Raw genomic sequence first — 25,823 nt, forward strand, 5'->3', positions numbered from 1 at the left:
GTGATGCGGGGGTGTGGACCCGCCCGAGGAACCGCGAGCTGCTGGTCGCGGCCGGCTTGTTCGCCATCGGTGTGCTGATCTACGGGCTTGAGCTGGACCTGGTGTTCGGCGACGAGCAGCCGACGACCACCACGGCACGCCTGGCTGTCCTGGCGGTGGCGTGCCTCGGTACGGCGCTGCGCCGCGCCGCGCCGGTGGTCGCGCTGGTGATCGCCACGGCGGCGGCGCTGGTGGACCTGACGCGGGGGCTCAGCCTGCCGGTGATCATGGCGTTCGTCGACGTGCTGTTCGTGGTGTCGCTGGACGGGCCGCGGCGCCTGCACCGGGTGCTGATCGGCGTAGTCGCGGTCGCCACGCTCGGGCTGACGCTGACCGTGGCGGTGCTGGGCGACTGGCGGGAGTCCTTCTACGCCGGGTTGCAGGTGTTCTCGCTGGTGTGCGTGCCGGTGTGGTGGGCGACGAACATCCGCCAGCACCGGGAGAACGCCGAGCAGGTGGCCCGCATCGCGGAGCTGGACCGGCGGGCGGCGGTCGCCTCGGAACGCACGCGGATGGCCCGCGACCTGCACGACGTCATCGCGGGGCACCTGTCGGCGATCGCGATCCAGTCCGAGGCGGTGCTGTCCATGCAGGCCGACTCGGAGACCGTGCGGACGGTGCTGAAGTCGGTGCGGGAGAACAGCGTGCGGTCGCTGGCGGAGATGCGCACCATGATCGACGTGCTGCGGGCGGACGACCCGGTGGACGAGCCGGCCATCGCGCGGCTCGCCGACGCCGACCTGCTGGTCGACTCGGCGCGGGCGGGCGGGCTGGCGGTGGAGTGCGCGCTGGACGACGTGGACGGGCTGCCCGCCGCGGTGGACCTCGCGGCGTACCGCATCCTCCAGGAGGCGCTGACGAACGCGTTGAAGCACGGCTCGTCGGCCTCGGTGCGGGTGGAACGGCAGGTCAGGCGGTTGGTGGTGGTCGTGCGCAACACGGCGCGCGACACGGCGGCGGAAGGGTCGGGGACGGGATTGGTGAGCATGGCGGAACGCGCGCACGCGGTCGGCGGGACGTTCTCCGCGGGCCGGGACGGCCGCGACTGGCTGGTCCGGGCGGAGCTGCCGCTGTGACGACGGTGCTGGTGGCCGACGACCACGCCGCGATCCGCGCGGGCCTGGTGATGATCCTGGGCGGCGCCGAGGGCATCGAGGTGGTGGGCGAGGCGGCGGACGGCGCGACGGCCGTGCGGCTGGCCGACGAGCTGCGGCCGGACGTGGTGCTGATGGACATCCGGATGCCCGGCGTGGACGGCATCGAGGCGACCCGGCGGCTCGCCGGCGTGTGCGAGGTGCTGGTGCTGACCACGTTCGACCTGGACGAGTACGTGCACGGGGCGTTGCGGGCGGGCGCGGCGGGCTTCCTGCTCAAGTCGGTGGAGGCGCCCGCGCTGGTGGAGGCCGTGCGGCAGGTCGCGGCGGGTGACGGCGTGCTCGCGCCGAGCGTGACGCGGCGGCTGATGCGCGAGTTCGCCTCGGCCGCGCCCCGCGGCCGCCCGCCGGCGCTCGACGCGCTGACCGACCGCGAGGTCGAGGTGCTGCGGTGCCTCGGCGAAGGTCTGTCGAATCACCAGATCGGGCGAAAGCTGCACATCGGCGAGACGACCGTGAAGACGCACGTGTCCCGCGTGCTGACCAAGCTGGACCTGCGGTCGCGCGTGCAGGCGGCGATCCTGGCGCAGGACGCCGGGCTGCTCAGCGACGGTCCAAAGCGGCTTTGAGGTCCTCCCGCCGCAGCACGCCGGCGGGCCGTCCCTCCAGGTCGACCACCAGGTACTCCCAGGCGGCGGTGCCGTGGACGCGTTCGACGACCTCGTCGCCGTGCTCGTTCTCCAGCAGCACGGTCTCCGGCCGGATCGGCACGGCGGCCTGCTCGGCGGGCGCGTGCGGCGACGTGGCCGCGAGCCGCCGCGCCAAGTCCCGGTCCAGCAGGCCGGCCGCGACGCCGTCCGCGCGCACCAGCACCACACCGCGGCCCGCCGACGCCGTCAACGCGCCCGACACGGGGCTCTCCGCGGGCAGTTGCAGCACCGGGCGCACCAGCTCGCCCAGGGTCAGGCCGTCGGGCCAGGCGCGGTGGCGCTCGGCGGCCGACTCGCCGCGCGCGCCCGCCACCACGAACCACGCGGTGAGCAGGCACACGCCGAACCGGAGCCAGCGGTCCTCGCTGCCCTCCAGCACGCCCCAGACGGCCCACACGACCAGCAGCGCGGCCACGACCCCGCCGCCGACCACGGCGGCCCTGGTGCCCGCCGCGCGCCGCCCCGTGGCCGCCCACACGCCGGCGCGGAGGATGCGACCGCCGTCCAGTGGCAGGCCGGGCAGCAGGTTGAACACCGCCACGGCGATGTTCGCGAACGCCGTCTGCGCGACCAGCAGCCACACGGCGTCGTGGTGCGGCATCGCCAGCGCGCCCAGCGCGAACGCGCCCGCCAGCACGATCGACACGACCGGCCCGGCCGCCGCGATCAGCCCTTCGTGGGCGGGTTTGGCGGGGGTGCGCATCACCTCGGACACGCCGCCGAGCAGGAACAGCCGCAGCCGCCGCACCGGCAGCCCCAGGCGCAGCGCCACCAGGCTGTGGCCGAGCTCGTGGGCGAGCACCGACAACCCGAGGAAGACCGCGAACGTGGCCGCGAGCACCACCCCGGCGAGACCACCGGTCCCCGGCGCGATCCGCTCGACCAACGGGGCGTAAAGCACCACGATCGCAGCCGAACCAAGCCACCACGAGGGCGCGAGCAACACCGGAATCCCGGCAGCGCGAAACAGGGGCAACCCCCCATCCCGCCCAACCCGCCGCCGCCAACTCTGCCCCGTCACCACGCCCGAAGCCTAGGCCCCACCACGTATCACCGCTGTGACCCAACTCCCCCACCCCAACTCCCTTGCCCCTCCTCCCCCTCCCCTTCCCCTCCCCTCGATGTCGCGCAGCGACGAGCCCCGCCCCGCGAGGCCGCGTCGGCTTGTCGCGCCTCATTTCCCGCCGATCACGCTTTTCGATCGGCGGGAAATCAGGCGCGATGAGCCGACCACAAGGCGGCCGAGCCGCCGCGACGAAGTCGCGGCCATCCAACACTGTCGGTCCCCTGCCCTATCGTTCTGACCATGGCAGTGCCGACGATCACCGACCGCCCTGTTCGCAGGCCAGCGCTGTCGCCCTCCCGCGCGGGCGACTTCAAGCAGTGCCCGCTGCTGTACCGCTTCCGCGCGGTCGACCGGCTGCCGGAAAAGCCGACGAGAGCGCAGGTCAGGGGCACGGTCGTCCACGCCGTCCTGGAGGACCTGTTCGGCCTGCCCGCCGCCGAGCGCCTGCCCGAGCGCGCCCGCGAGCTGGTGGGCCCGGCGTGGGAGCGGGTCCGCGCCGAGCGGCCCGAGTTCGCGGACCTGTTCGAGGGCGCCGAGGAGGGCGAGCAGGCGGAGTGGCTGGCGTCGGCCGAGAGCCTGCTGGACGGCTACTTCGGGTTGGAGGACCCGCGCCGCTTCGACGCGGACGCCCGTGAGCTGCTGGTCGAGTGGGAGCTGCCGTCGGGCGTGCTGCTGCGCGGCTTCGTCGACCGCGTGGACGTGGCCCCGACCGGCGAGATCCGGGTGGTGGACTACAAGACGGGCGCCGCGCCGCGCGAGGTCGGCGAGGCGAAGGCGCTGTTCCAGATGAAGTTCTACGCGCTGGTGCTGTGGCGGTTGCGCGGTGTGGTGCCGCGCCAGCTGCGGCTGATGTACCTGGCCGACCGGCAGGCGTTGGCGTACACCCCGGACGAGGCGGAGCTGAGCCGGTTCGAGCGGACGCTGGAGGCGATCTGGGACGCGATCCTGCGCGCGGCGAAGTCGGGCGACTTCCGGCCGAACCCGAGCAGGCTGTGCGACTACTGCGACCACAAGGCGCGGTGCCCGGCGTTCGACGGCACGCCGCCGCCGTACCCGGGTTGGCCGGAGCCGGACGCGAGCGAGTCGGTGTTGGACCGGGCGGACTGACGGAGGCTCCCACGGACCGGCGTCGGCGCGGCGATGCGCCGTGACCACCGCGCGACGCACTCCCCGCCGGTTCGCCGTCCCGGCGAGGAACCGGCGCACCCGCCCCGGCGGGGTGCCTGGCGAACCCGACCCGGCGGGAAGCCCGACGACCGCTTCCCTCGCACGGTCGCCTTAGTGCGTGCGCGCCGAGGCGGGGCCACCATGAGGTCGTGAGGTTCGAGGACCGGGCGGAGGCCGGCCGGGCGCTCGCGCAGGCGCTGCGGCGGGCAGGCTCGTGGTCCGACCCGCTGGTCCTGGGCCTGACGCGCGGCGGCGTCCCGGTGGCCCACGAGGTCGCGGTGGCGCTGGGCGCGGAGCTGGACGTGGCGGTGGCGCGCAAGATCGGCGCGCCGGGCCGGCCGGAGTTCGGCGTCGGCGCCGTCACGGCGGGCGGCGAGCCGATCTTCGACCCGGCCACGCTCCGGGCGCTGGGCCTGACGCCGCGCGACCTGGCCGTGTCCTGCGCGGCGGAGCAGCAGGAGGCCCGGCGTCGGCTCGACGCGTACCGGTCGGGCCGCGCCGTCCGGGTGGCCGGCCGGGACGTGCTGGTGGTGGACGACGGCCTGGCGACCGGGGTCACCGCCCGCGCGGCGCTGCGGGAGGTCCGGGCGGCCGGTCCGGCGCGGCTGGTGCTGGCCGTCCCGGTGGGCGCGACGCAGTCGGTCCGCGCGCTGCGCGCCGAGGCCGACCTGGTGGTGTGCCCGCACGAGCGGCACGACTTCCGGTCGGTGGGCCGGTTCTACCGGCGGTTCGACCAGACCACGGACGCCGAGGTGCTCACGCTGCTGGAGCAGCACCACCGCGAGTGACACGGCCGCCACCGACAGCCCACTCCGGAAGCCGGGCATTCGAGCGGCGAACCCCGCACAGGCTCACACCGATCGTGCTCACCACGAACGTCGCTATCACAAAAGTGAGCACCCCGCGCATCGACACGGGGCGGCACCCGACGGGGTGTGAGCACCCGGACCGGCACCAGCCGAGCGCCCCGCCACGGGTCACAGGCGCTTGTAGACGTCTTCGAGGGTGAGGCCGCGGCCGAGCATGAGCACCTGCACGCGGTACAGCAGTTGGGAGACCTCTTCGGCCAGTCGCTCGTCGGACTCGTGCTCCGCGGCGATCCAGACCTCGCCCGCCTCCTCCAACACCTTCTTGCCCTGCGCATGGACCCCCGCCTCCAGGGCCGCTGCGGTGGCGGAGCCCTCGGGGCGGGTGCGGGCGCGTTCGCTCAGCTCGGCGAACAGCTCGTCGAAGGTCTTCACGGGTCCTGATCCTCGCATCCCCCGGACGGGCGCCGGCACCCGCCCCGAAAGTGCGTGCCCCGAAAACTTGCGGGAACCGCACTTTTCCAGTACCTTGATCGCATGGACGACCGAATGGGCTTGCGCGAGCGCAAGAAGCTGGAGACCCGCCAGGCGTTGAGCTGGGCGGCCCTCCGGCTGGCGGTCGAGCGCGGCCTGGAGAACGTCCTGGTGGAGGACATCGCCGCCGCGGCGGGCGTGTCACCACGCACCTTCAACAACTACTTCTCCAGCAAGGCCGAGGCGATCGCCTCCCGCCACGTCGACCGAGGGCGGGAGCTGGCGGAGCACGTCCGCCGGCGTCCCCGCACGGAGTCGTTGTGGGAGTCGATCCTGGAGGCGGCGCTGGCCCAGTACGACCAGGGCAGCCAGGTCCCGGACCCGGACTGGACCGCCGGCGTCCGGCTCATGACGAGCGAGCCCGCGCTGATCGGCGAGTTCCTCCGGGCCAGTTCGATGATGGAGGACGAGCTGGCCAGGGTGATCGCCGAGCGCACGGGCACCGACGTCACCACCGACATCTACCCGAAGCTGGTCGCGGCCTCCGTCGGCGCGGCCATCGGGGTGGCCACCGACCGCTGGCTCGCGGCCGACCCACCGGTCCCCCTCGGCCCCCTGGTGCAGGACGCGCTGACCCGCGTGGCCGCCGGGCTGCCGGAGCCATCGAGAGCCTGACCACCGACCGCACCCGCCACAGCACCACCGACCCGCCCGGCACGACCGGCCTGACACACCGGCCCTGATCCACGGCCCCGACACACCCAGCTCCCCACCCACCCAGCTCTCGACACACCAGATCCCGACACACCCGGCCCCGAACACAGGGGCTTGTTCGGCCGCGCCCGAAATCGATCCATTCCGGCACCGCACACGCGGGGCCTATTCGGTCACGCCCCGAGCACCACCCGCCCGTCCGCACGGGCTCGGGCGTGCCCACCCACCAGTCCCACCCACGACCGCCCCGCCACCGGGGCTGGTTCCGCCATGCCCGAGGAGGATTCATGGACACCGACGTCGTCATCGTCGGAGCAGGGCCGAACGGCCTGATGCTCGCCAACGAGCTGCTGCTCGCGGGCGTCCGCCCGACCGTGCTGGAAGCCCTGCCGGAACGCCACCCGCTCCCGAAGGCCAACGGCCTCGTCGGCAGAGTCGTCCAGGCGCTGGACTACCGGGGGCTGCACGACACCATCACCGGCAGTCCGGCGCCACCGCGCCCCGTGCCGTTCTTCCAGTTCGGCGCGCTCCCGCTGGAGATGTCCGGCCTGACCGACCACGCCCTGTTCACCCTGCCGGTGCCCCAGCGCCGGCTGGAGGAGGTGCTGGAGCAGCACGGCGGCGTCGAGGTCCGGCGCGGCCACGAGGTGCGGGACGTCGTCCAGGACGACGACCACGTGACCCTCGACGTGTCCGGCCCCGACGGCGAGTACCGGCTCACCGCCCGCTACGTCGTGGGCGCGGACGGCGGCCACAGCGTGATCCGCAAACGCGCCGGCATCGGGTTCCCCGGCGTCACCGACGACGGCTTCACCCACCGCACCGGCCAGGTGGTGATCCACGAGCCGGTCGCCGACCACGCCACGGGCCGGCTCGACGTGCCCGGCCTGGGCGTCCTGTGGCCCGGCACCTTCCACCGCACCGAGCGCGGCGTCTTCGCGTTCGCCATGTTCCAGCCGGGCATCTACCGCATCGCCATGATCGAGCGGGGCGGCACCGGCCTGACCAACACCGACGAGATGCCGCTGGACGAGCTGCGCGCGGCCGCGCGGCGGGTGCTGGGTGTCGAGCTGCCGATGAGCGAACCGCGCGGCGGCCACCCGTCGGCGCTCAACCGCCGGGCCGAGGGCACGAACTCCCGCCTGGCCGACCGCTACCGCGTGGGCCGGGTGCTCCTGGTGGGCGACTCGGCCCACGTCCACTCCGGGGTCGGCGGCCCCGGTCTCAACCTGGGCCTCCAGGACGCGCTCAACCTGGGGTGGAAACTGGCGGCCGAGATCGACGGCTGGGCGCCGCCGGGCCTGCTCGACACCTACGAGTCGGAGCGCAGGCCGGTGGGCCAACGCGTCATCACCCACAGCCGGGCCCAGATGGCCCTGCTCGCGGAAGGCCCGAACATCACCGCGCTGCGCGACGTCCTCACCGAACTCCTCCAGGACGAGCCCGCGATCCGCCGCCTCTCCGACCTGATGTCGGGCGCGGACACCGTCTACGACATGGGCACGTCGACGCACCCGCTGATCGGGCGCTGGATGCCCGACCTCCCGCTGTCCGGCACCACGCGCGTCGCGCACGTGTGCCGAACGGGCCGCCCGCTGCTCTTCGACTTCGCCGATCGCGCCGACCTGCGTGCGCGAGCCACCCCGTGGACGGACCGCGTGGACGTCGTCACCACCACGACACCCGCGCCACCCGCCGAGGCGGTGCTCGTCAGACCGGACGGCTACGTGGCCTGGGCGGGCGGAGACCCCGAGGAGCTGGTCAAGGCCCTGGGGAGGTGGTTCGGCGACCCGCGCGAGGTTCCCGCGCCGTCGTACGGGTGAGCGCTCAGAGCCCGAACCGGGGTCGGGTGAAAGGCCAGTCGCGCGCGATCCACCGCGGGACGAAGGCGTCCAGCGCCCGTTCGAGGTCGGTGCCGACGTACTCGTCCACGACCCACCACGCGATGAGCGCGTCCTCCACCAACCCAACCCCCGCCGAACCACTGCCTGCCGAACCGCTACCCACCGAACCACTGCTGCCCACCGACCCGCTCCCCGGCGGGTCGAGGTAGACACAGCCGAGCAGGGCCGTCTCGTCGTTGTCGAACAGGGCGTAGTTGAACGACTGGTGCGCCTCGGCTTCCCGCTCGTGGCGGGCGAGGTCGGCGCGGTCCTGCTCGTAGGTCATCGTCGCGGGCGGCCAGTGCCACTGCTCGCCGAACAACGACCACAACCGCTCCCTCGACCCCATGACGGCCGGGTAGTCGAGGTCCACATCGGACTCCCGGATCGGCCTGAGGTGGTGGCCCGTGCCGAGGTCGACGCGGGTGGGGTGGGTGTAGTCGGACGGCAGCCAGGACATGGGCGGGATTCTGCGTCAGCCGTGTCCGAGCCACCAAACGAGTTCGCCGCCGGCCCGTCTCCCGACAGGCCGGCGGCGATGTCCACCGAAAACCAGTGGCACGACGAAAGGAGGACCTCGACACTGCACCGATGACCCTGTCCGATGGACTGGTGCTGCGCACCGCGGAGCCACGTGACCTCGACCAGATCGGCGCGCTGCTGACCGAGCGCGGCGAGCCGGCCGACGCGGTGGACCACCGGCTCGTCGTCGAGGACCCGGACGCCGGGTGGGAGGCGTGCGCGGTCGTCGTGGACGGTGACCGCGTGGTGTCCACCGCCACCCTCCTGGACGAGACGCTCGTCCTGGGCGGTGTGGAGATCCCGGCCGGGCAGGTCGAACTGGTCGCCACCCACCGCGACTACGAGGGGCGCGGGCTGGTCCGGGCGTTGATGGGGTGGGCGCACGAGCGTTCGGCGGCGCGCGGGCAGTTGGTGAACGTGATGCTCGGCATCCCGTACTTCTACCGGCAGTTCGGCTACACCTACGCGATCCCGATCGCGCCGGAACGGCCGGTGGTCGGCGCACCGCCGCCCTCACCCGCCGCGACGGGGAAGGCCGCGCCCGACACGGAACGGGAAACCGCCCGCGGCGCGGCACAGGACGACGCGGCACAGGACGGCGCTGCACAGGGCACGACATCCGACACGATGCGGGCAGCCGCCCCGCGTGACACCGTGCGGGAGGCCACAGCGGACGACATCCCCGCGATGGCGCGGCTCCAAGCCGCCGAGCAGGCACGCGCCGACCTGTGGATGCCGCACTCGGCTCCGTTGTGGCGCTGGCTCGTGGCCCGTGACGGCAGCACGCAGTGGCTCGTGGAGCGCGACGGCGTGCCGGTCGGCACCGCTCGGTCGACGCCTCCGCACGAGGGCGTGCGGCTGTGCGACGTGGCTGCGGTGGACGCCGCTGCCGTGCACGCGCTGCTCGCGCACACCGGGGCGACGAGTGCGAACGAGCGTCCCGGCACGGTGGGTGGGGACGCGTTGGAGCCGTTCCTCGGGCCGGCGCCGGAAGACGCGCAGTCGTACTACGTGCGCGTCGCCGATCCGGTGGCGCTGCTGGAACACCTGCGCCCGGTGTTCGGGCGGAGGTTGGCCGGGTCGCCGTTCGCCGACGCGGAGGGCGAGGCGGTCGTGTCGTTCTACCGCTCCCACGTCCGCCTGCCCTACCGGGCCGGCGAGGTGGGTCCGGTCGTCGCCGGCGGCACCATGCAGGCCCCCGGCGCGGCGGGTGGCGCGGGCGTGGCCCCGGACCTCCTGCCGTCGCTGCTGTTCGGCCCGCACGGGCTGCGCGGTCTGACGGCGAGGTTCGCCGACGTCTACCCCGGCCCGAACGCGGACCTGATGCACACCCTCTTCCCACCCGTGCGCAGCGACCTGCTGACCTTCTACATGCCGTGACCGGGAGCCGCGCGCTCCGATTACAGACCCATGCCACACGCGGACAACCCGGCGTCCGGTGCGGCACCACACCACCCCGCGCAGTCGGTGCCACTCGCCCGCGCCGGTTCGTTCCGCGCCGGTTCGGTCCGCGCCGGTTCGGTCGCCGCCGGTTCGCTCCACACCGGCTCACCGGCTCCTCACGCACCGATTCGCCCTGTGCGCGTGCACGCCGCCCGAATGAAGGGTCCGCCCCGCCCCTCGCAGGCCCACGGCGGCAGACTGGCCACGTGACCGACTACGCCTCCGTGCTGTCCACCCTGCGCCAGGTCCGCGGCCTCAGCCCGTTCTTCGCCCTGGACGTCGGTCGGCCACCCGGGACCGGTCCAGGCGGTGATGGTTGGCTGCCCGGCGACGCGTTGCTCGACGGGTCGGCGTTGCCGCGCACGGTGGAGGCCATCGCCGAGCGGTACCGGACCGGGGAGGACCGGGTCGCCGCGTCGTTGTTCTTCCTCAGCTTCACGGCTCGGCTGCTGTGCCCGACGGTGGCCGCCCACGCCGTCGGCGGGGTGGCCCCGGACATCCGGCCCGGCAACCTGTGGTGGCGCTACGGGCCGGACGGGCTGCGCGTGCGGATCGCGGAGCCGGTCGCCGGCGTGGGTGTCGTCGAGTCGTTGGAGCCGGTGGTGGCGGCGATCCGCGAGGTCGTGCCGGTCGCCCGCGGGTTGTTGTGGGGCAACGCGGCGTCCTCCATCGCCGGCGCGTTGCGGACGGTCGGGCGCAGCGGTGTCGCGTCGGTCGAGGACTGCCTCGCTTTGGGTGCCCGGCTGTTGGGCGATCCGCCGTTGCGCGGTTCGGGCGAGTTCATCCCGTTCCCCGGCGAGGTCGTGTTCCGGCGGCGCAGCTGCTGCCTCTACTACCGCGTCGACGGCGGTGGGACGTGCGGCGACTGCCCTCTGCCCGCGCGGTGAGCCCGACGAGGTAGGGAACGTCGCCCGGTTCCGGCGAGGCCGGGAGCGGCACTCGGTTTCCGCTGGGGTCGGGAGCGCGCTCGGTTGCCGGCCGGTGTGTTCCGGTCGGGGCTTCAGCGCAGTGCTCCGGGCACTGGACACCGGCGTCGATCCCACTGGGGTCCCGAGCCGCGCCGACGGTGGGCCGAGACACCCTCGAACGCACTGCCGCGCGCCCCCGAACGCGGTGCCGGGCGCGGTGCCGCGCGTCCTCGAACGCGGTACCGGGCGCGGTTGCCCGCGCGCCCCTAACGCGGTGCCGGGTGCGCTGTCGGGTGCCCTCGAACTCGGTGCCGGGCGCGGGTGTCCGGCTCGTTTTCCGAGGCAGGTTCGCCTGCGGGTGGTAGTCGGGGCCGGGTGGATGACAACTCGTCTGGCCGGTTGTGCCGGACGGTCGCGGGCACTTACGGTTCCAGCGCCGCGGTGGACGGGAAGCCGGTGGGAATCCGGCGCGGTCCTCGCCACTGTGACCGGGAAGCCAACTCGCCGAGCACGTCACTGGCCGCGCCTGCGGCTGGGAAGACGCGGGGACGGTGTCGATCCGGGAGTCAGGAGACCGGCCGCGGCGCGCGTTGTTGTTGACCTTCCACGAGGTATGGAGGAGGCCGTCATGACGAGCCCCGCACATCCCCTTCGCTTACCCCGGTGGGCCTACGCCGTCGCGCTGGTCGCACTGGTCGTCACCTGGCTGGTCCTCCAGGAGAACGGCCTGGCGCTCGGCCACTCCGCCGAGGCGCTGCACGAGTTCTTCCACGACGGGCGGCACGCGCTCGGCGTCCCGTGCCACTAGGGCCTGCCGTGAACAGCCACGTGGACGACTATCGGAGCGTGTTGCTGCGCGGCATCGGCGCGGGTGGTGTCGCCGGTCTGCTCGCGGGCCTGGTCGGACTCGTCGTCGTGGAGGTGCCGATCCGCGCGGCGCTGGCGGTCGAGGAGGCCCGTGCCGCGGCCGAACCGGCCGGGTCGGGCGGGCACGACCACGGTGAACTGGTCGGTCGGGGCGCGCAGCTCGTCGGTGGCGTCCTGGCGGCGGTGATCGTCGGGTTGGCGGTGGGCGCGCTGTTCGCCACCGCGTACGCCGGGTCCCGCCGGTGGTTCGCCGGTCGGCCGCCGTTCAGCCGCAGCGTGTCCCTGGCGGCGGCGGTGTTCGGGGCGGCGGCGCTGCTGCCGGCGGTCAAGTACCCGGCCAACCCGCCAGCGGTGGGCGACCCGGCGACGGTCGGGTACCGGACGGTGCTCTACCTGGGGCTGATCGCGGCCGGTCTGCTGGTGGTGGCCGGGGCGAGCCTGCTGGCGTCCCGGTTGGGCCACCTGAGCGGGCCGGTGCGGTCGACGGTGGTGGCGCTGGCGGTGGTCGCGGCGGGCACGCTGCTCCTGCTGGTGTTCCCCGCGCCGCCGGACGCGATACCGGCGGACATGCCGAGCGCCGTCCTGTGGGAGTTCCGGCTCGCGTCGCTCGCCGAGACGGCCACGCTGTGGCTCGGGCTGGGCGTGGTGTTCGGGTTGCTGGTCGACCCGGCGGTGCGCGCGGACAAGGTGCGGGAGGGCGCTGTCCCGGCCTGACCGGGACGCGCGCCGGGCTGGTCTTGCCCTGGACCGGACGCGCGCCAGGCTCGTCGTGCCCTGGGCGGGATCGCACCCGCCGGGGCACGACAACGCCTTCCGGCACGACGACACCATTCCGCCGCCCAAGGCAGGCCGGCGCGGCGGCACGGCAACACCTCGGCACGGCAACACCTCGGCACGGCAACACCTCGGCACGGCACGGCACGCCTCGCGGCACCCGCTCCGGGGCCGGCATCGGGCCACGGGCGTGCCGGGGTCAGGCGCGCAGCGCGGTCAGCACGTCGAGGTCGACCCCGACCAGGGACTCGCGGAAGACCCGCCGCTCCCCCGACGGCACCGGCACGTCGCACGGCACGACCAGGACGGTGCACCCGGCCGCGACCGCCGACGCGACACCGGTCGGCGAGTCCTCGACCGCCACGCACGCCGAGGCGTCCACCCCCAGCAGCCGCGCCGCCTTGAGGTACGGGTCGGGCAGGGGCTTGTTGCGGCCCTCCACCTCGTCACCGCACACGGTCACGTCGAACAGGTCCCGCCCGATGGTGTCCAGGGCGACCTCGGTCAGCCCCCGCTCGGTGGACGTCACCAGCGCCATCGGCACGCCCGACGCGCGGACGGCCCGCAGTGCGTCCCGCGCGCCCGGCCGCCACGGCAGCCCCTCGCGGAACACCTCCTCGGTGCGGCGCATGATCCAGGCCGCGCCGTCCGCCGTCTCCTCCTCGGTCGGCGTGACGCCCACCTCGGCGAACAGCAGCGCCATCGTGGTCGGCACGTTCGACCCGACCATCGCCTGCCGCGTCGCCAACGACAGCGTGCCGCCCAGCTTCTCCGCGAACTCGTAGAGCGGGATGTCCCACAGCTTCTCCGAGTCCAGCAGCGTGCCGTCCATGTCCCACAGCACCGCTTCGACGTTCACCGCGCACCTCTCCACGTCCACCACCCGTACTTGCCGGTCGATCCGCGCGGCGCACGCCCGGTCACCCCGCCGCGAGGGCGGGGCCGGGCGTGCGCGGTCACGCGTTGAAGTACTTCGCCTCGGGGTGGTGCGCCACGAAGGCGTCGGTGGACTGCTCGGGGTGCAGCTGCAACTCCTCCGACAGCCGCACGCCGATCCGCTCCGGCTCCAGCAGCTCCACGACCTTGACCCGGTCCTCCATGTCCGGGCACGCGCCGTAGCCCAGCGAGTAGCGGGCGCCCCGGTAACCGAGCTTGAAGAACTCCTCGACGTCGTCCGGGTCCTCGCTCGCCACCGGCGAGCCGTCGGACCAGCGCAGCTCCTCGCGGATGCGCCGGTGCCAGTACTCGGCCAGCGCCTCGGTCAGCTGCACGCCGAGTCCGTGCACCTCCAGGTACTCCCGGTAGGCGTCCTTGGCGAACAGCTCGTTGGCGTGGTCGGCGATCGCCTGCCCCATCGTGACCAGGTGGAACGCGACGACGTCCACCTCGCCGGACTCGCGCGGCCGCCAGAAGTCGGCCAGGCACAGCCTGCGGTCGCGCTTCTGGCGGGGGAAGGTGAACCGCAGCCGCTCGGGCGCGTCGGGCCTCGGTTCGGTCAGCACCACCAGCGAGTCGCCCTCGGAGACGCACGGGAAGTACCCGTAGACGACCGCCGCGTGCGCCAGCACGCCCTCGGTGGCCAGCCGGTCCAGCCAGTACCGCAGGCGGGGCCTGCCCTCGGTCTCGACCAGCTCCTCGTAGGTGGGTCCGCCGCCGCGCGAGCCCTTGAGCCCCCACTGGCCCATGAACGTGGCCCGCTCGTCGAGCATCGCCGAGTAGTCGGCCAGCGGCACGCCCTTGACCACGCGGGTGCCCCAGAAGGGCGGCGTCGGGATCGGCACGTCCACGGCCACGTCCGAGCGCCCCACCTCGGGCGGCTCCTCCCGCGCGGCCTTGCGCTCGGCGGCGATGCGCAGCGACCGGGCGCGCCGCGCCTTGCGCTCGGCGGCCTTGCGCTCGGCCTCGGGGTCGGGCGCGGGCGACTCGCCGCGCTTGGCGGCCATGATCGCGTCCATCAGCCGCAGGCCCTCGAACGCGTCCCGCGCGTAGCGCACCTCGCCCAGGTACAGGTCGGTCAGGTCGTTCTCGACGTACGCCCTGGTCAGCGCCGCGCCGCCGAGCAGGACCGGCCACCGCGCGGAGACGCCGCGCGAGTTCATCTCCTCCAGGTTCTCCTTCATGATCACCGTGGACTTGACCAGCAGGCCGGACATGCCGATGGCGTCGGCGCGGTGCTCCTCGGCGGCGTCGAGGATCGCGTTGATGGGCTGCTTGATGCCGATGTTGACGACTTCGTAGCCGTTGTTGGACAGGATGATGTCCACCAGGTTCTTGCCGATGTCGTGCACGTCGCCCTTGACCGTGGCGAGCACGATGCGGCCCTTGCCGCCGTCGTCGGACCGCTCCATGTGCGGTTCCAGGTAGGCGACGGCGGACTTCATGACCTCGGCGGACTGGAGCACGAACGGCAGCTGCATCTGGCCGGAGCCGAACAGCTCGCCGACCGTCTTCATGCCCGACAGCAGGGTGTCGTTGATGATCTGCAGCGCCGGGCGCTCCCGGAGCGCCTCCTCCAGGTCGGCTTCCAGGCCGTTGCGCTCGCCGTCGACGATCCGGCGCTCCAGCCGCGCGAACAGCGGCAGGGCCGCCAGCTCCTCGGCCCGCGACGCCCGGCTGGAGGACGTGCTGACGCCCTCGAACAGGCTCATCAGCTTCTGCAGCGGGTCGTAGCCCTCGCGGCGGCGGTCGTAGACGAGGTCCAGCGCCACCGCGCGCTGCTCGTCGGGGATGCGCGCCATCGGGATGATCTTCGACGCGTGCACGATGGCCGTGTCCAGGCCCGCCTGCACGCACTCGTGCAGGAACACCGAGTTCAGCACCTGCCGGGCGGCCGGGTTCAGGCCGAACGACACGTTCGAGATGCCCAGCGTCGTCTGCACCTCGGGGTAGCGGCGCTTGAGCTCGCGGATGGCCTCGATCGTCTCCAGGGCGTCCCTGCGCACCTCCTCCTGACCGGTGGAGATGGGGAAGGTGAGCGTGTCGATGACGATGTCGCCGGTGCGCACGCCCCAGTTGCGCGTCAGGTCCTCGATCAGGCGGACGGCGACGCGCACCTTCCACTCGGCGGTGCGGGCCTGGCCCTCCTCGTCGATGCACAGGCCGACGACGGCCGCGCCGTGCTCGGACACCAGCCGCATGATCCGCTGGAACCGGGAGTCGGGGCCGTCGCCGTCCTCGTAGTTGACCGAGTTGACGGCGCAGCGCCCGCCCAGGCACTCCAGGCCGGCGCGCAGCACCTCGGGCTCGGTCGAGTCGAGCATGATCGGCAGCGTGGACGCGGTGGCGAGCCTGCTCGCGAGCTGCCGCATGTCGTCGGCGCCGTCGCGGCCCACGTAGTCGACGTTGAGGTCGAGCAGGTGCGCGCCGTCGCGGGTCTGGTCGCGGGCGATCTCCAGGCAGTCGTCGAACCGGCCGGCGAGCATCGCCTCGCGGAACGCCTTGGAGCCGTTGGCGTTGGTGCGCTCGCCGATCATCAGCACGGACGCGTCCTGGCGGAACGGGACGGCCTGGTAGAGCGACGACACGCCGGGTTCGGGGCGCGGGCGGCGGGCGGCGGGCCGGAGGTCGCGCACGGCGTCGACGACCTGGCGGACGTGCTCGGTGGTGGTGCCGCAGCAGCCGCCGACCAGCCGCGCGCCGAACTCGGTGACGAACCCGGTCAGCGCCGCCGCCAGCTCCTCGGGCGTGAGCGGGTAGACCGCGCCGCGCGGGCCCAGCTCGGGCAGGCCCGCGTTGGGCATCACCGACAGCGGGACGCGGGCGTGCTTGGCGAGCTGGCGCAGGTGCTCGCTCATCTCGGCGGGACCCGTGGCGCAGTTCAGGCCGATCAGGTCGATGCCGAGCGGTTCCAGCGCGGTCAGCGCGGCCCCGATCTCCGAGCCGAGCAGCATCGTCCCGGTGGTCTCGACGGTGACCTGGGCGATGATCGGCACCCGGACGCCCTCGGCGGCCATCGCGCGCTTGGCGCCGACGACGGCCGCCTTGGTCTGGAGCAGGTCCTGGGAGGTCTCGACGATCACCGCGTCGACGCCGCCGAGCAGCAGGCCGCGCACCTGCTCGACGTAGGCGTCGCGGAGCGTGGCGTAGGGTGCGTGGCCGAGGGTGGGCAGCTTGGTGCCGGGGCCGACGGAACCGAGCACGAACCGGGGCCTGCCCGGTTCGGCGAACTCGTCGGCGACCTCGCGGGCCAGGGCCGCGCCGCGCCGCGAGAGGTCGAAGATCCGGTCCTGGATGCCGTACTCGGCGAGGTTGGCGAGGTTCGCGCCGAAGGTGTTGGTCTCCACGGCGTCCGCGCCTACCGACAGGTAGCCGCGGTGCACCTGCCGGACGACGTCGGGCCGGGTGACGTTCAGGATCTCGTTGCAGCCCTCGTGACCTGCGAAATCGTCGAGGCTCAGATCCACTGCCTGGAGCATGGTGCCCATCGCGCCGTCCGCCACGACGACACGGTCGGCGAGGGCGTCCAACAGGGGTGAGGAGACACGATCCGGCATGGGCCAAGCCTACGGCGTCGGGTGTGCGGCGGTGGTCGTAGTCTGACCCGGTGACCGATCCGGACCAGGCCGCCAAGACCCCCTTCGACCCCAGCAAACCGCTCACCAACCCGATCATGGTGGCGGCGTTCGAGGGGTGGAACGACGCTGGAGACGCTGCCAGCACGGCGATCGAGCACCTGCAACTGACCTGGGACGCCACGCCGCTGGCGGAGATCGATCCGGACGACTACTACGACTTCCAGGTGACGCGCCCCACAGTCCGCATGGTGGACGGGATCACGCGGCGGGTGGAGTTCCCCACGACGCGCCTGGCGGTCTGCCGCCCGCCCGGCTCGTCGACCGACGTCGTCCTCGTGCACGGCATCGAGCCGAACATGCGGTGGCGGAAGTTCGCCGGCGAACTGCTCGGCCACATCGAGGACCTGGGCATCACCACCGTGGTCACGCTCGGCGCGCTGCTCATGGACACCCCGCACACCCGGCCGGTGCCGGTGACGGGCACGGCCTACGACGCCGCCGCGGCCTCGAAGTTCGGCCTGGAGCGGTCGCGCTACGAGGGCCCGACGGGCATCGTCGGCGTGTTCCAGGACCTGTGCGTGCAGGCGGGGGTGCCCGCGATCTCGTTCTGGGCGGCCGTGCCGCACTACGTGTCGCAGCCCCCGTCGCCCAAGGCGACGCTGGCGCTCCTGCACCGGGTGGAGGAGGTGCTGGACGTGGAGGTGCCGCTGGGCGCGCTGCCCGAGCAGGCCGAGGAGTGGGAGCGCACGGTCAGCGAGATGGCCGACGAGGACGAGGACGTCCGCAACTACGTCCGGGCGCTGGAGGAGCGCGGCGACGCGGAGATCCAGATCACCGAGGCCAGCGGTGACGCCATCGCGGCGGAGTTCGAGCGCTACCTGCGGCGGCGCGGGCGCGGTCCCGGCCGCGGTCCGGCGGGGATCTGACCGGGCTGACCGGGGCACCGCCGCGCGGCGGCGGTGGCACGCGCCCGGACGGGGTTCACCGGGGAGCGCGGGTGTTCACCGGGTAGCGCGGGGCCGGGGCGGCGCGCGGGTGGGGGAGGTGCGGATGGGCGGGCGAAGGCTGTCGGTGCTCGCCCTGTACGCCGGCGGCTTCCTGGGGCCCTTCGGCGGGGCGGTGACCTCGTCGGTGCTGCCCGAGATCGGGGCGGACTTCCGGGTGTCGGCCGGGACGGCGGCGGTCACGCTCACCGGGTACCTCCTGCCGTTCGCCGCGTTCATGCTGTTCTCCGGGACGCTGGGCGAGCGCTGGGGCGCGCGGCGGACGGTGCGCACGGCGTACGTCGTCTACGTGGCCGCGTCGGCGCTGTGCGCCGTGTCGTGGTCGTTCCCGGTGCTGATCGGCGGCCGGGCGGTCCAGGGCGCGGCCAACGCGTTCACCACCCCCCTGCTGCTGGCGGCCGTGGCCGCCGCGACGCCGCGGGAGCGGCTGGGCCGCGCGCTGGGCGTGTTCGCCTCGATGCAGGCCGCCGGGCAGACCTCCGCGCCGCTGGTCGGCGGGCTGGCGGCGGAGGCGTCGTGGCGGTGGGCGTTCGTCGGCGCGGCCGTCGTGGCGGGGCTGCTCGCGGTCGGCGGGCTGCCCGCCGACCCGCCGAAGGCGGAGCGGCCACCCCGGCTGCGCAGCGCGTGGCGGCCGAGGACCCTGCGGCTCGCGGCCGTCGGGTTCGTCGGCTGGGGCTGCCTGGGCGGGATGTCGTTCCTGGTGGCGCTGCGGCTCGGCGACGACTTCGGGCTCGGCTCGGGCGAGCGGGGGCTGGTGCTGACCGGGTTCGGCGTGGTCGGCATCGGCACGGCGCGGCTGACCGGGTGGCTGATCGACCGCTTCGGCCCGCGCCGGTGCGTGCTGCTCGGCACGACGGTCGGCGCGGTGGTGTTCGCCCTGGTCGGGGTGCTGCCGAGCCTGGTCGCGGCGGGTGTGCTGTGGTCGCTGGCGGGCGCGTTGTCCCAGGCGGTGCTGGTCGGCCTGAACGCCCTGGTGCTGCGCGACGACGGCGGCAACCGGGGCGGGTCGGTGTCGGTGTTGCAGTCGTTCCGGTTCCTCGGCGGCGCGCTGTCGCCGATGGCGTTCGTGCCGCTGTACCACCTGCACCCGGTGACGGCGTTCCTGACGCCCGCCGCCCTGGTGCTGCTCCTGCCGCCGGGTCTGCTGTGGCGGGCGGCGGGGCGGCGCGGGGACGGCGGGCCGGCGGGCTAGGGCAGGCCCGGCGCCACCCAGTCGTCGAAGCCGGCCGTGCCGCCGGCGGCCCGCTGGCGGCGGACCAGGAGCCCGCCGCGGTCGTCCAGCGCGAACAGCACCACGCGGCCGGCCGGGTCGGTCAGCGCCGCCGGCTGGCCGACGAGGAAGCCGCCCAGGTCGGCCCACCGCGTGCCGTACGAGGCGTTGGGCGCGACCTGCCGGGTGGTGCTGACCCCGCCGCCCCGGTTGGTGGTGAACACGACGACGCGGGAGTCGGCGACCCCCTCGGGCGCGTCGACGACGGCGGGCGCGCCGACGCCGCCCTGGCTGGAGATGTCCTCGCGGGCGGAGGTCCAGGTGCCGTCGGGCAGCTGCCAGGTGTGGCCGACCCGCGCGGCCCGGTCGCCCGCCAGCCGGTAGAACACGTCCTGCCTGCCGTCCTCGTTCAGCGCCACCGACGGCGGGCCGGACGGCTCGAACCCGGCCAGGTCGGGGCGGAGGGCGAACGCGCCGCCGGGCCCGGCCGACCAGTGCCTGACGCGGCCGACGCCGTCCACCACGGCGAACCCGAACACGTCCGTGCCGCCGGCGCGGTCGACGCCCACCGCCAGGCCGTCCTGGAGGCCGGTGCCGCCCGCGTCCTGCCACCCGTCCGGGGTGCGCACGCTCAGCCCGCCGCCGCCGTTCTTGACGAACACCCGGAGCACGCCGTCGGCACCGCGCTTGGCGACCGGTGTGCCGACCTGCGCGGCCGCCGCCCCGGTGTTGGGCGAGCCCAGGCCGCGCCAGTCGCCGAAGCCGGCGTCGGGCGCCTGCTGCGCGAGGGTGATGACCTCGTGGGTGTCCAGCCGCCGGGCGAACACGTGCAGCCTGCCGTCCCGGTCCTGCTCGACCGACACGCCGGGCGCGAGCGGGCCCGGCGTCGCGAGCGTCGTGGACGACCAGCCGCCGGCGCTCTGCCACCAGGTGGCGAGCCGCCCACCCTGCACGGCGAACGCCTGGAGCCTGCCGTCGCGGTTGCGGCCGGCCCACGTGGTGCCGGTGGTGTGCCGGTGGATCATGCGCTGCGGCCACGTGGCGTAGCCACCGGTGTCGTCGGAGTGGGCGTCCCACAGGTCGTAGGCCGCGTAGTCGGCGGCCTTCTCGGCGCGTTGGCCCGCGTCGAGGTTCACCGGCGACGTGGCGATGTTGTAGTTGCGGTGCGACACGATCCGCACGGCGGCCCGCCCGCCCGGCCCGGCGTAGCCGCGTGCCGCCTCGTGCGCGAACCGCGCGCCGATGACGTGGTCGCTGTGGTCGTGCAGCCACGCGGGGTCCTGGTAGCGCGGGTCGGGGTCCGGGTCCTGGGTGCGGATCACCGTGGGCTGGTACCGCTCGTAGAGGGCGCGCAGCACCGCGACCAGGAAGGCCCGGTCGGGAAGGGCGTTGCGCACGTCGTCACGCCACAGCACGGTGCCGCTGGGCACCATCGAGCAGGTGCCGCGCTGGTCGAACCACAGGTGGTACAGGCTCGCGCCGTGCAGGCGGGGCGTGCCCGCGCACGGGCGGGCGGCGTCGTCGCTGCCGTCGCCCCACTCCGGGATGTTCAGGAACACCAGCCGCAGCTCCGGCCGGGCGGTCAGCGCGTGCACCTCCAGCCAGTACCGGCCGGCCGGGGTGTCCACGGCGGACTTGGCCTGGGTCCACGCGTCGGCGACGCCGGCCATCCGCGCGTACGCCGCCCGCGCGCCGAGCTGGCGGCAGCGGGCGTAGTCCTCGCGGTCCAGCGTCAGGTCGTCACGGCACGCCGCCAGGGGCGGGTCGCCCGGCCGGCCGGGCCCGACCTGGCGGAACGCCTCGCCCGCGGTCAGGAACACCGTGGTGTTGGGTCGCCGGGCGGCGATGGAGTTGCGCACGTCCGGGTTCATGAACAGGACGTCGTCGTCCTGGTGCGCGACGACGTTGAGGTAGGCCGCGGCCGGCGCGGCGGCGACGGCGGGTGGCGACAGCGCACCCAGCAGCAAGGTCACGACGGACAACGCCACACCGATTCGCATCGATCCCCCTGAGAACGCGTTCGGCAACTCCCCGTAGCACTACCACCCCCCGGAAGGATGGTCAGCCACCGGAAGGGCATGAAGAATCCGGAGGAGTGGCCCGTGCCTGGTGGGGCGACGGGCGACACGGTCGCCTGACCCACCACTCGCACGGGTGACGCAATCATCGCCGCGCAGGCAATTTACACGAACTTCACAAACTCGTGAAGTTAAGGAAGCGTATAAACTCCCCCCGTGCCGAGGGCCGAAGGGGATGATGCGGCGGTGACCCAGGTGACGGAGCGGGACGAGCACGCGGTGCTGCGGTTCATCGAACGCGTCGCCTCGGCCTTCACGGAGTCCGGGATGCCGCGGATGCCGTCGCGGGTGTTCGTGGCGCTGCTGGCCGAGGACACCGGCACCATGACCGCCGCCGAGCTGGCCGACCTGCTTCAGGTCTCCCCCGCCGCGATCTCCGGTGCGATCCGGTACCTCACCCAGGTCAGCATGGTCAGCCGCGAGCGCGAGACCGGCTCCCGCCGCGACGTGTACCGGGTGTACGACGACGTCTGGTACGAGGCCGTCTTCCGCCGCGAGCGGCTGATGTCCCGCTGGGACGGCCCGCTCCGCGAGGGCATCGCCGTGCTGGGGCCCGACACGCCCGCCGGGCGGCGCATCGCCGAGACCCTGGCGTTCTTCGAGTTCATCCACCGCGAGCTGCCCAACCTGCTGGAGCGGTGGCGGGAGTACCGGGACGAGCGCTTTAACTCCTGACTGAATCGCCCGTGACCTGCGGTCGCGGTACCCGGATCGTGACCGGCGCCACCTGATTACGCCCAACGGCCCTACTCGCCGCCGGGTTTTGTCCGGACTATGCAGAGGACCAGGTCGGCACCACCCGTTCGCGCGAACGTCCCCATCCCTGCACGCTCACCCGTCCGGCGCACGCGCCGGGTACGGGCGGGCGACCCTGCCTTCGAGGGAGTTACCCCGTCATGGGACACGTCCGCTTCATCAGAAGGACGGCCGTACTCGGCCTGGCCGCGGTGTCCGCGGCAGGCTTGGCGTTCACCAACGTCGGAGTGGCCGCGGCCGAGGGACAGGTGCTCAGCGCCGACAGCGCCGACGCCGTGCCCGGCTCCTACATCGTCGCCCTGCGCGACTCGGCCTCGCCCAGAGCGCTGTCGGCGTCGGCCGCCGACTCGCTGGTCGGCAAGTACGGCGGCGCGGTCCGCACGACCTGGCAGCACGCGCTCAACGGCTTCCACGCCTCGCTCTCGCCCACCCAGGCCCGCCGCATGGCCGCCGACCCGCGGGTCGACTTCGTGCAGGCCGACCTGCGCGTGCAGGTGGAAGGCGTGCAGCCCAACCCGCCGTCGTGGGGCCTGGACCGCATCGACCAGCCGAACCTGCCGCTGGACAACAGCTACACCTACCCCAACGGGGCGAGCGACGTCCGGGCCTACGTCATCGACACCGGCATCCGGACCACCCACTCCGACTTCGGCGGGCGCGCCAGCTGGGGCACCAACACGGTCGACAGCAACAACACCGACTGCCACGGCCACGGCACGCACGTCGCGGGCACGGTCGGCGGCACCCGGCACGGCGTGGCCAAGGAGGTCAAGCTGGTCGCGGTGAAGGTCCTGAACTGCCAGGGCCAGGGCACCTCGGCGGGCGTCGTCAACGGCGTCAACTGGGTCGCCCGCAACGCCGTCAAGCCGGCCGTGGCGAACATGAGCCTCGGCGGCAGCGCGGACACCGCCACCGACACCGCGGTGCGCAACCTGGTCGCGGCGGGCGTCACCACGGCGGTGGCGTCGGGCAACGACAACCAGAACGCGTGCAACTACTCGCCGGCCCGCGTGCGCGAGGCGATCAGCACCAACGCCTCCACCCGGTCCGACGGCCGCGCCTCGTTCTCCAACTACGGCACCTGCACCGACCTGTTCGCGCCCGGCCAGGACATCACCTCGGCCTGGCACACCAGCGACAGCGCCACCAACACCATCAGCGGAACCTCGATGGCGTCACCGCACGTGGCGGGCGCGGCGGCGATGTACGTCTCGGCCAACCCGACGGCCACCCCGGCCCAGGTCGAGTCGGCGCTGGTGGCCGCGGCCACCTCGGGCAAGATCACCAACCCCGGCGCCGGCTCGGCCAACAAGCTGCTGTTCGTCGGCGGCGCCACCCCGGACAACCCGGTCGTGAAGAACCCCGGCGACCAGGCCGGCACCGCGGGCACTCCGGTCAACCTCCAGGTCACGGCCACCGGCGGCACCGCGCCGTACACGTTCTCGTTCACCGGCCTGCCGACCGGCGTGAACGGCAGCTCCGCCGGCCAGGTCACCGGCACGCCCACCGCTGCGGGCACCTACACGGTGACCGTGACGGTGACCGACGCGAACAGCCGCACCGGCACCGCGACGTTCAAGTGGACGATCCGCGAGCGCGGCGACGGCTGTGACCCGGTGACCAACGACACCGACGTGGCGATCGGCGACAACAGCGACGTCAACAGCACGATCGAGCTGACGTGCCAGGGCACCGCCTCGGCCACCGCGCAGGTCACCGTCAACATCGTCCACTCCTACATCGGCGACCTGGTCGTCGACCTGGTGGCCCCGGACGGCTCGGTCTACAACCTGCACAACCGGGCGGGCGGCAGCGCGGACAACCTCAACCGCACGTTCACCGTGAACACGTCCTCGGAGACGGCCGCCGGCACGTGGAAGCTGCGCGTCCGCGACCTGGCGACGGTCGACACGGGCCGGATCGACAGCTGGACGCTCGACGCGTGACCCGGACCGGCCGCTGACCGGACCGGCCACTGACCGGATCGGCGACTGAGGCGAGCCTTCCCGAGTGGGGCCACCCGTTCGCGGGTGGCCCCACCGCCATTGCGGCACGGGGCGGTGCGACCGAACGACGCGCGGGGCCCGCGGCGGGCCGGCCGGTCCGCCGCGCCGAACGACGGCGGACCGGCGGCGGTCTCAGAGCTCGACGCCCAGCAGGGCGTCCACGGCGTCGCGGAAGAGCTTCGGCGCGGCGGCGTCCCGGCCGCCGGTCGACAGCGCCTCGGCCGCCCACGCGTCCAGGGCCGCCAGCGCGCCAGGGGTGTCGAGGTCGTCGCCCAGGTGGTCGCGCAGCCTGGCCACGGTGTCCGCCGCGGCCGGACCGGTCTCCAGGGCGGCGGCCCGCCGCCACCTCGCCAGCCGGTCCAGCGCCTCCGCCAGCAGGGCGTCGGTCCACGGCCGGTCCGCGCGGTAGTGGCCGGCGAGCAGGGCCAGGCGCACCGCGTTCGGGTCGACCTTCTGGGCCCGCAGCTTCGACACGAAGACCAGGTTGCCCCGCGACTTCGACATCTTCTCGCCGTCCAGGCCGATCATGCCCGCGTGCACGTAGTGCCGGGCGAACGGGTGCTCGCCGGTCAGCGCCTCGGCGTGCGCCGCGCTGAACTCGTGGTGCGGGAACACCAGGTCGGAGCCGCCGCCCTGGACGTCGAAACCCGAGCCGAGGCGGTTGAGGGCGATGGCGCTGCACTCGATGTGCCAGCCGGGGCGGCCCTCGCCCAGCTCCGACGGCCACGCCGGCTCGCCGGGCCGGGCCATCCGCCACAGCAGGGCGTCCAGCGGGTGGCGCTTGCCCGCGCGGTCCGGGTCGCCGCCCCGCTCGCCGAAGTAGCGGGTCATGGTGGCCTCGTCGTAGTGCGACTCGTACCCGAAGCGGCCGGTGGCGGTGTGGTCGAAGTACACGTCCGGGTACTCGGGGTCGTCCACCCGGTACGCGGCGCCGTCGGCCAGCAGCTTCGCCACGGCCTCCACCACCTCCGGGATGGCCTCCACCGCGCCCACGTACTGGCGCGGCGGCAGGACGCGCAGCGCGACCATGTCCTCCCGGAACAGGGCGGTCTCGCGCATGGCGAGGACCTCCCAGTCGTCCTGGTCGCGTTCGGCGCGCTCCAGCAGCGGGTCGTCCACGTCGGTCACGTTCTGGACGTAGTGGACCTCGTGACCGTTGTCCAACCACACCCGGTGCACCAGGTCGAACGCCAGGTAGGTCGCGGCGTGCCCGAGGTGGGTGGCGTCGTAGGGCGTGATGCCGCAGACGTACAGCCTGGCGGTGTCGCCGGGGGCCGTGGGTCGCACCTCGCCGGTGGACGTGTCGAACAGCCGCAACGGCCGGGGCTCGCCCGCTACCCGCGGGACTGGGATGGATGACCAGGTCTGCATGAAACCGACCCTAACTCGCGAGTACAAGGGTCGGTCCGCCTGGCGGGACGCCGGGGTGCGGACTCGCGCCGGCGATGAGGCACAGGTCATGGCACCGGGGGCGGTGTCGTGGTGGTTCGGGCGGGCACCGCGAACGGACTGATGTCAGTCACTGACATCAGCGGGAATCGTCTCCGAGCCGCCATCGACCGCGGCGCGCACGCCCGCGACCGTCGCGCCCGGCCGACGACGTCGAAGGCGATTACGACCGCGGCGCGACGGCCGCTACCGCGACCACCGCTCTGGCGACCACGCGGACGAGTTCGAGCGGGGCCGGGACTCGTCCCCGCTGCTCCCGGCAGGGCCGCCGGGAGTTCCCCCAACGGGCGATCCGACAGCTCCGCCGCAGGTCAACGCCCTGGACCGGGGAACCGTCGA

21 protein-coding genes and 1 riboswitch are annotated in these 25,823 nt (G+C 73.7%); of the genes, 14 read left to right on the forward strand and 7 right to left on the reverse strand.

Annotated features, from left to right (window positions below; translation table 11 throughout):
* The first annotated feature begins 11 nt into the window (after positions 1–11).
* Both C8E97_RS23020 and C8E97_RS23025 read left to right on the forward strand, forming a co-directional pair.
* Positions 12–1,115 carry a sensor histidine kinase gene (locus C8E97_RS23020; RefSeq protein WP_246019096.1) on the forward strand — a complete coding sequence of 368 codons (1,104 nt, stop codon included), beginning with the start codon at positions 12–14 and terminating at the stop codon, positions 1,113–1,115.
* Positions 1,112–1,762 carry a response regulator gene (locus tag C8E97_RS23025; protein ID WP_170211967.1) on the forward strand — a complete coding sequence of 217 codons (651 nt, stop codon included), beginning with the start codon at positions 1,112–1,114 and terminating at the stop codon, positions 1,760–1,762. The genes C8E97_RS23020 and C8E97_RS23025 overlap by 4 nt, the downstream gene beginning before the upstream one ends.
* Here C8E97_RS23025 and C8E97_RS23030 read toward each other — a convergent pair.
* On the reverse strand, positions 1,737–2,867 hold the full coding sequence (locus C8E97_RS23030) for a site-2 protease family protein (RefSeq protein WP_121007576.1): 1,131 nt from the start codon (positions 2,865–2,867) through the stop codon (positions 1,737–1,739). The two genes, C8E97_RS23025 and C8E97_RS23030, sit on opposite strands and share 26 nt — an antisense overlap.
* 282 nt (positions 2,868–3,149) lie before the next feature.
* Between C8E97_RS23030 and C8E97_RS23035 the strand changes: the two genes are divergently transcribed.
* Both C8E97_RS23035 and C8E97_RS23040 read left to right on the forward strand, forming a co-directional pair.
* A complete protein-coding gene (locus C8E97_RS23035; RefSeq protein WP_121007577.1) occupies positions 3,150–4,016 on the forward strand; it encodes a RecB family exonuclease in 867 nt (288 codons plus the stop codon).
* Positions 4,017–4,225: 209 nt separating this feature from the next.
* A complete protein-coding gene (locus C8E97_RS23040) occupies positions 4,226–4,864 on the forward strand; it encodes a phosphoribosyltransferase (protein WP_121007578.1) in 639 nt (212 codons plus the stop codon).
* Between the two features lie 189 nt (positions 4,865–5,053).
* On the opposite strand, the gene C8E97_RS23045 is transcribed toward C8E97_RS23040, so the two are convergent.
* Positions 5,054–5,317 (reverse strand): phosphoribosyl-ATP diphosphatase, encoded by a 264-nt coding sequence (locus tag C8E97_RS23045; protein WP_121007579.1) that lies wholly within the window; start codon positions 5,315–5,317, stop codon positions 5,054–5,056.
* A 102-nt stretch (positions 5,318–5,419) separates the two neighbouring features.
* On the opposite strand from C8E97_RS23045, the gene C8E97_RS23050 reads away from it, so the two are divergent.
* Together C8E97_RS23050 and C8E97_RS23055 are read left to right on the forward strand one after the other, a co-directional pair.
* Entirely contained in the window at positions 5,420–6,031 is a 612-nt protein-coding gene (locus C8E97_RS23050) for a TetR/AcrR family transcriptional regulator (protein ID WP_121007580.1), read from the forward strand.
* A gap of 326 nt (positions 6,032–6,357) precedes the next feature.
* A complete protein-coding gene (locus C8E97_RS23055; RefSeq protein ID WP_121007581.1) occupies positions 6,358–7,893 on the forward strand; it encodes an FAD-dependent monooxygenase in 1,536 nt (511 codons plus the stop codon).
* A gap of 4 nt (positions 7,894–7,897) precedes the next feature.
* On the opposite strand, the gene C8E97_RS23060 is transcribed toward C8E97_RS23055, so the two are convergent.
* Positions 7,898–8,413, reverse strand: coding sequence for an N-acetyltransferase (locus C8E97_RS23060; RefSeq protein WP_121007582.1), 516 nt, complete (start codon positions 8,411–8,413; stop codon positions 7,898–7,900).
* Positions 8,414–8,544: 131 nt separating this feature from the next.
* On the opposite strand from C8E97_RS23060, the gene C8E97_RS23065 reads away from it, so the two are divergent.
* The 4 genes from C8E97_RS23065 to C8E97_RS23080 all read left to right on the forward strand — a co-directional run bounded on the left by C8E97_RS23065 (position 8,545) and on the right by C8E97_RS23080 (position 12,407).
* Complete coding sequence (locus C8E97_RS23065) at positions 8,545–9,855, forward strand: GNAT family N-acetyltransferase (protein ID WP_121007583.1); 1,311 nt, start codon at positions 8,545–8,547, stop codon at positions 9,853–9,855.
* A 269-nt stretch (positions 9,856–10,124) separates the two neighbouring features.
* Positions 10,125–10,805: a (2Fe-2S)-binding protein gene (locus C8E97_RS23070; protein ID WP_121007584.1), complete on the forward strand. Its 681-nt coding sequence runs from the start codon at positions 10,125–10,127 to the stop codon at positions 10,803–10,805.
* A 443-nt stretch (positions 10,806–11,248) separates the two neighbouring features.
* Positions 11,249–11,423: riboswitch (cobalamin riboswitch) on the forward strand.
* A 31-nt stretch (positions 11,424–11,454) separates the two neighbouring features.
* Positions 11,455–11,634, forward strand: a complete 180-nt coding sequence (locus C8E97_RS23075) for a CbtB domain-containing protein (RefSeq protein WP_121012166.1) — start codon at positions 11,455–11,457, stop codon at positions 11,632–11,634.
* A gap of 20 nt (positions 11,635–11,654) precedes the next feature.
* Positions 11,655–12,407 carry a CbtA family protein gene (locus C8E97_RS23080; RefSeq protein WP_121012169.1) on the forward strand — a complete coding sequence of 251 codons (753 nt, stop codon included), beginning with the start codon at positions 11,655–11,657 and terminating at the stop codon, positions 12,405–12,407.
* 259 nt (positions 12,408–12,666) lie between these two features.
* Here the strand turns inward: C8E97_RS23080 and C8E97_RS23085 are convergent, their stop codons facing one another.
* The gene (locus C8E97_RS23085; RefSeq protein ID WP_246019403.1) at positions 12,667–13,299 is read right to left on the reverse strand and encodes an HAD family hydrolase; all 633 of its coding nucleotides are present in this window, start codon (positions 13,297–13,299) and stop codon (positions 12,667–12,669) included.
* Between the two features lie 124 nt (positions 13,300–13,423).
* Complete coding sequence (gene metH, locus C8E97_RS23090; protein WP_121007585.1) at positions 13,424–16,960, reverse strand: methionine synthase; 3,537 nt, start codon at positions 16,958–16,960, stop codon at positions 13,424–13,426.
* Positions 16,961–17,010: 50 nt separating this feature from the next.
* Between metH and C8E97_RS23095 the strand changes: the two genes are divergently transcribed.
* Both C8E97_RS23095 and C8E97_RS23100 read left to right on the forward strand, forming a co-directional pair.
* On the forward strand, positions 17,011–17,907 hold the full coding sequence (locus C8E97_RS23095; protein WP_121007586.1) for a PAC2 family protein: 897 nt from the start codon (positions 17,011–17,013) through the stop codon (positions 17,905–17,907).
* 124 nt (positions 17,908–18,031) lie between these two features.
* Positions 18,032–19,177: an MFS transporter gene (locus C8E97_RS23100; protein WP_121007587.1), complete on the forward strand. Its 1,146-nt coding sequence runs from the start codon at positions 18,032–18,034 to the stop codon at positions 19,175–19,177.
* Here the strand turns inward: C8E97_RS23100 and C8E97_RS23105 are convergent.
* Positions 19,174–21,195: a DUF8189 domain-containing protein gene (locus C8E97_RS23105; RefSeq protein ID WP_121007588.1), complete on the reverse strand. Its 2,022-nt coding sequence runs from the start codon at positions 21,193–21,195 to the stop codon at positions 19,174–19,176. The two genes, C8E97_RS23100 and C8E97_RS23105, sit on opposite strands and share 4 nt — an antisense overlap.
* Before the next feature lie 264 nt (positions 21,196–21,459).
* Between C8E97_RS23105 and C8E97_RS23110 the strand changes: the two genes are divergently transcribed.
* Both C8E97_RS23110 and C8E97_RS23115 read left to right on the forward strand, forming a co-directional pair.
* On the forward strand, positions 21,460–21,948 hold the full coding sequence (locus C8E97_RS23110) for a GbsR/MarR family transcriptional regulator (RefSeq protein ID WP_121007589.1): 489 nt from the start codon (positions 21,460–21,462) through the stop codon (positions 21,946–21,948).
* Between the two features lie 221 nt (positions 21,949–22,169).
* Positions 22,170–23,975, forward strand: coding sequence for a S8 family peptidase (locus C8E97_RS23115; RefSeq protein WP_121007590.1), 1,806 nt, complete (start codon positions 22,170–22,172; stop codon positions 23,973–23,975).
* A gap of 192 nt (positions 23,976–24,167) precedes the next feature.
* On the opposite strand, the gene mshC is transcribed toward C8E97_RS23115, so the two are convergent.
* Positions 24,168–25,406: a cysteine--1-D-myo-inosityl 2-amino-2-deoxy-alpha-D-glucopyranoside ligase gene (gene mshC / locus C8E97_RS23120; RefSeq protein ID WP_121007591.1), complete on the reverse strand. Its 1,239-nt coding sequence runs from the start codon at positions 25,404–25,406 to the stop codon at positions 24,168–24,170.
* Positions 25,407–25,823: the final 417 nt, after the last annotated feature.

Source organism: Saccharothrix australiensis (assembly GCF_003634935.1).
Lineage (GTDB): Bacteria > Actinomycetota > Actinomycetes > Mycobacteriales > Pseudonocardiaceae > Actinosynnema > Actinosynnema australiense.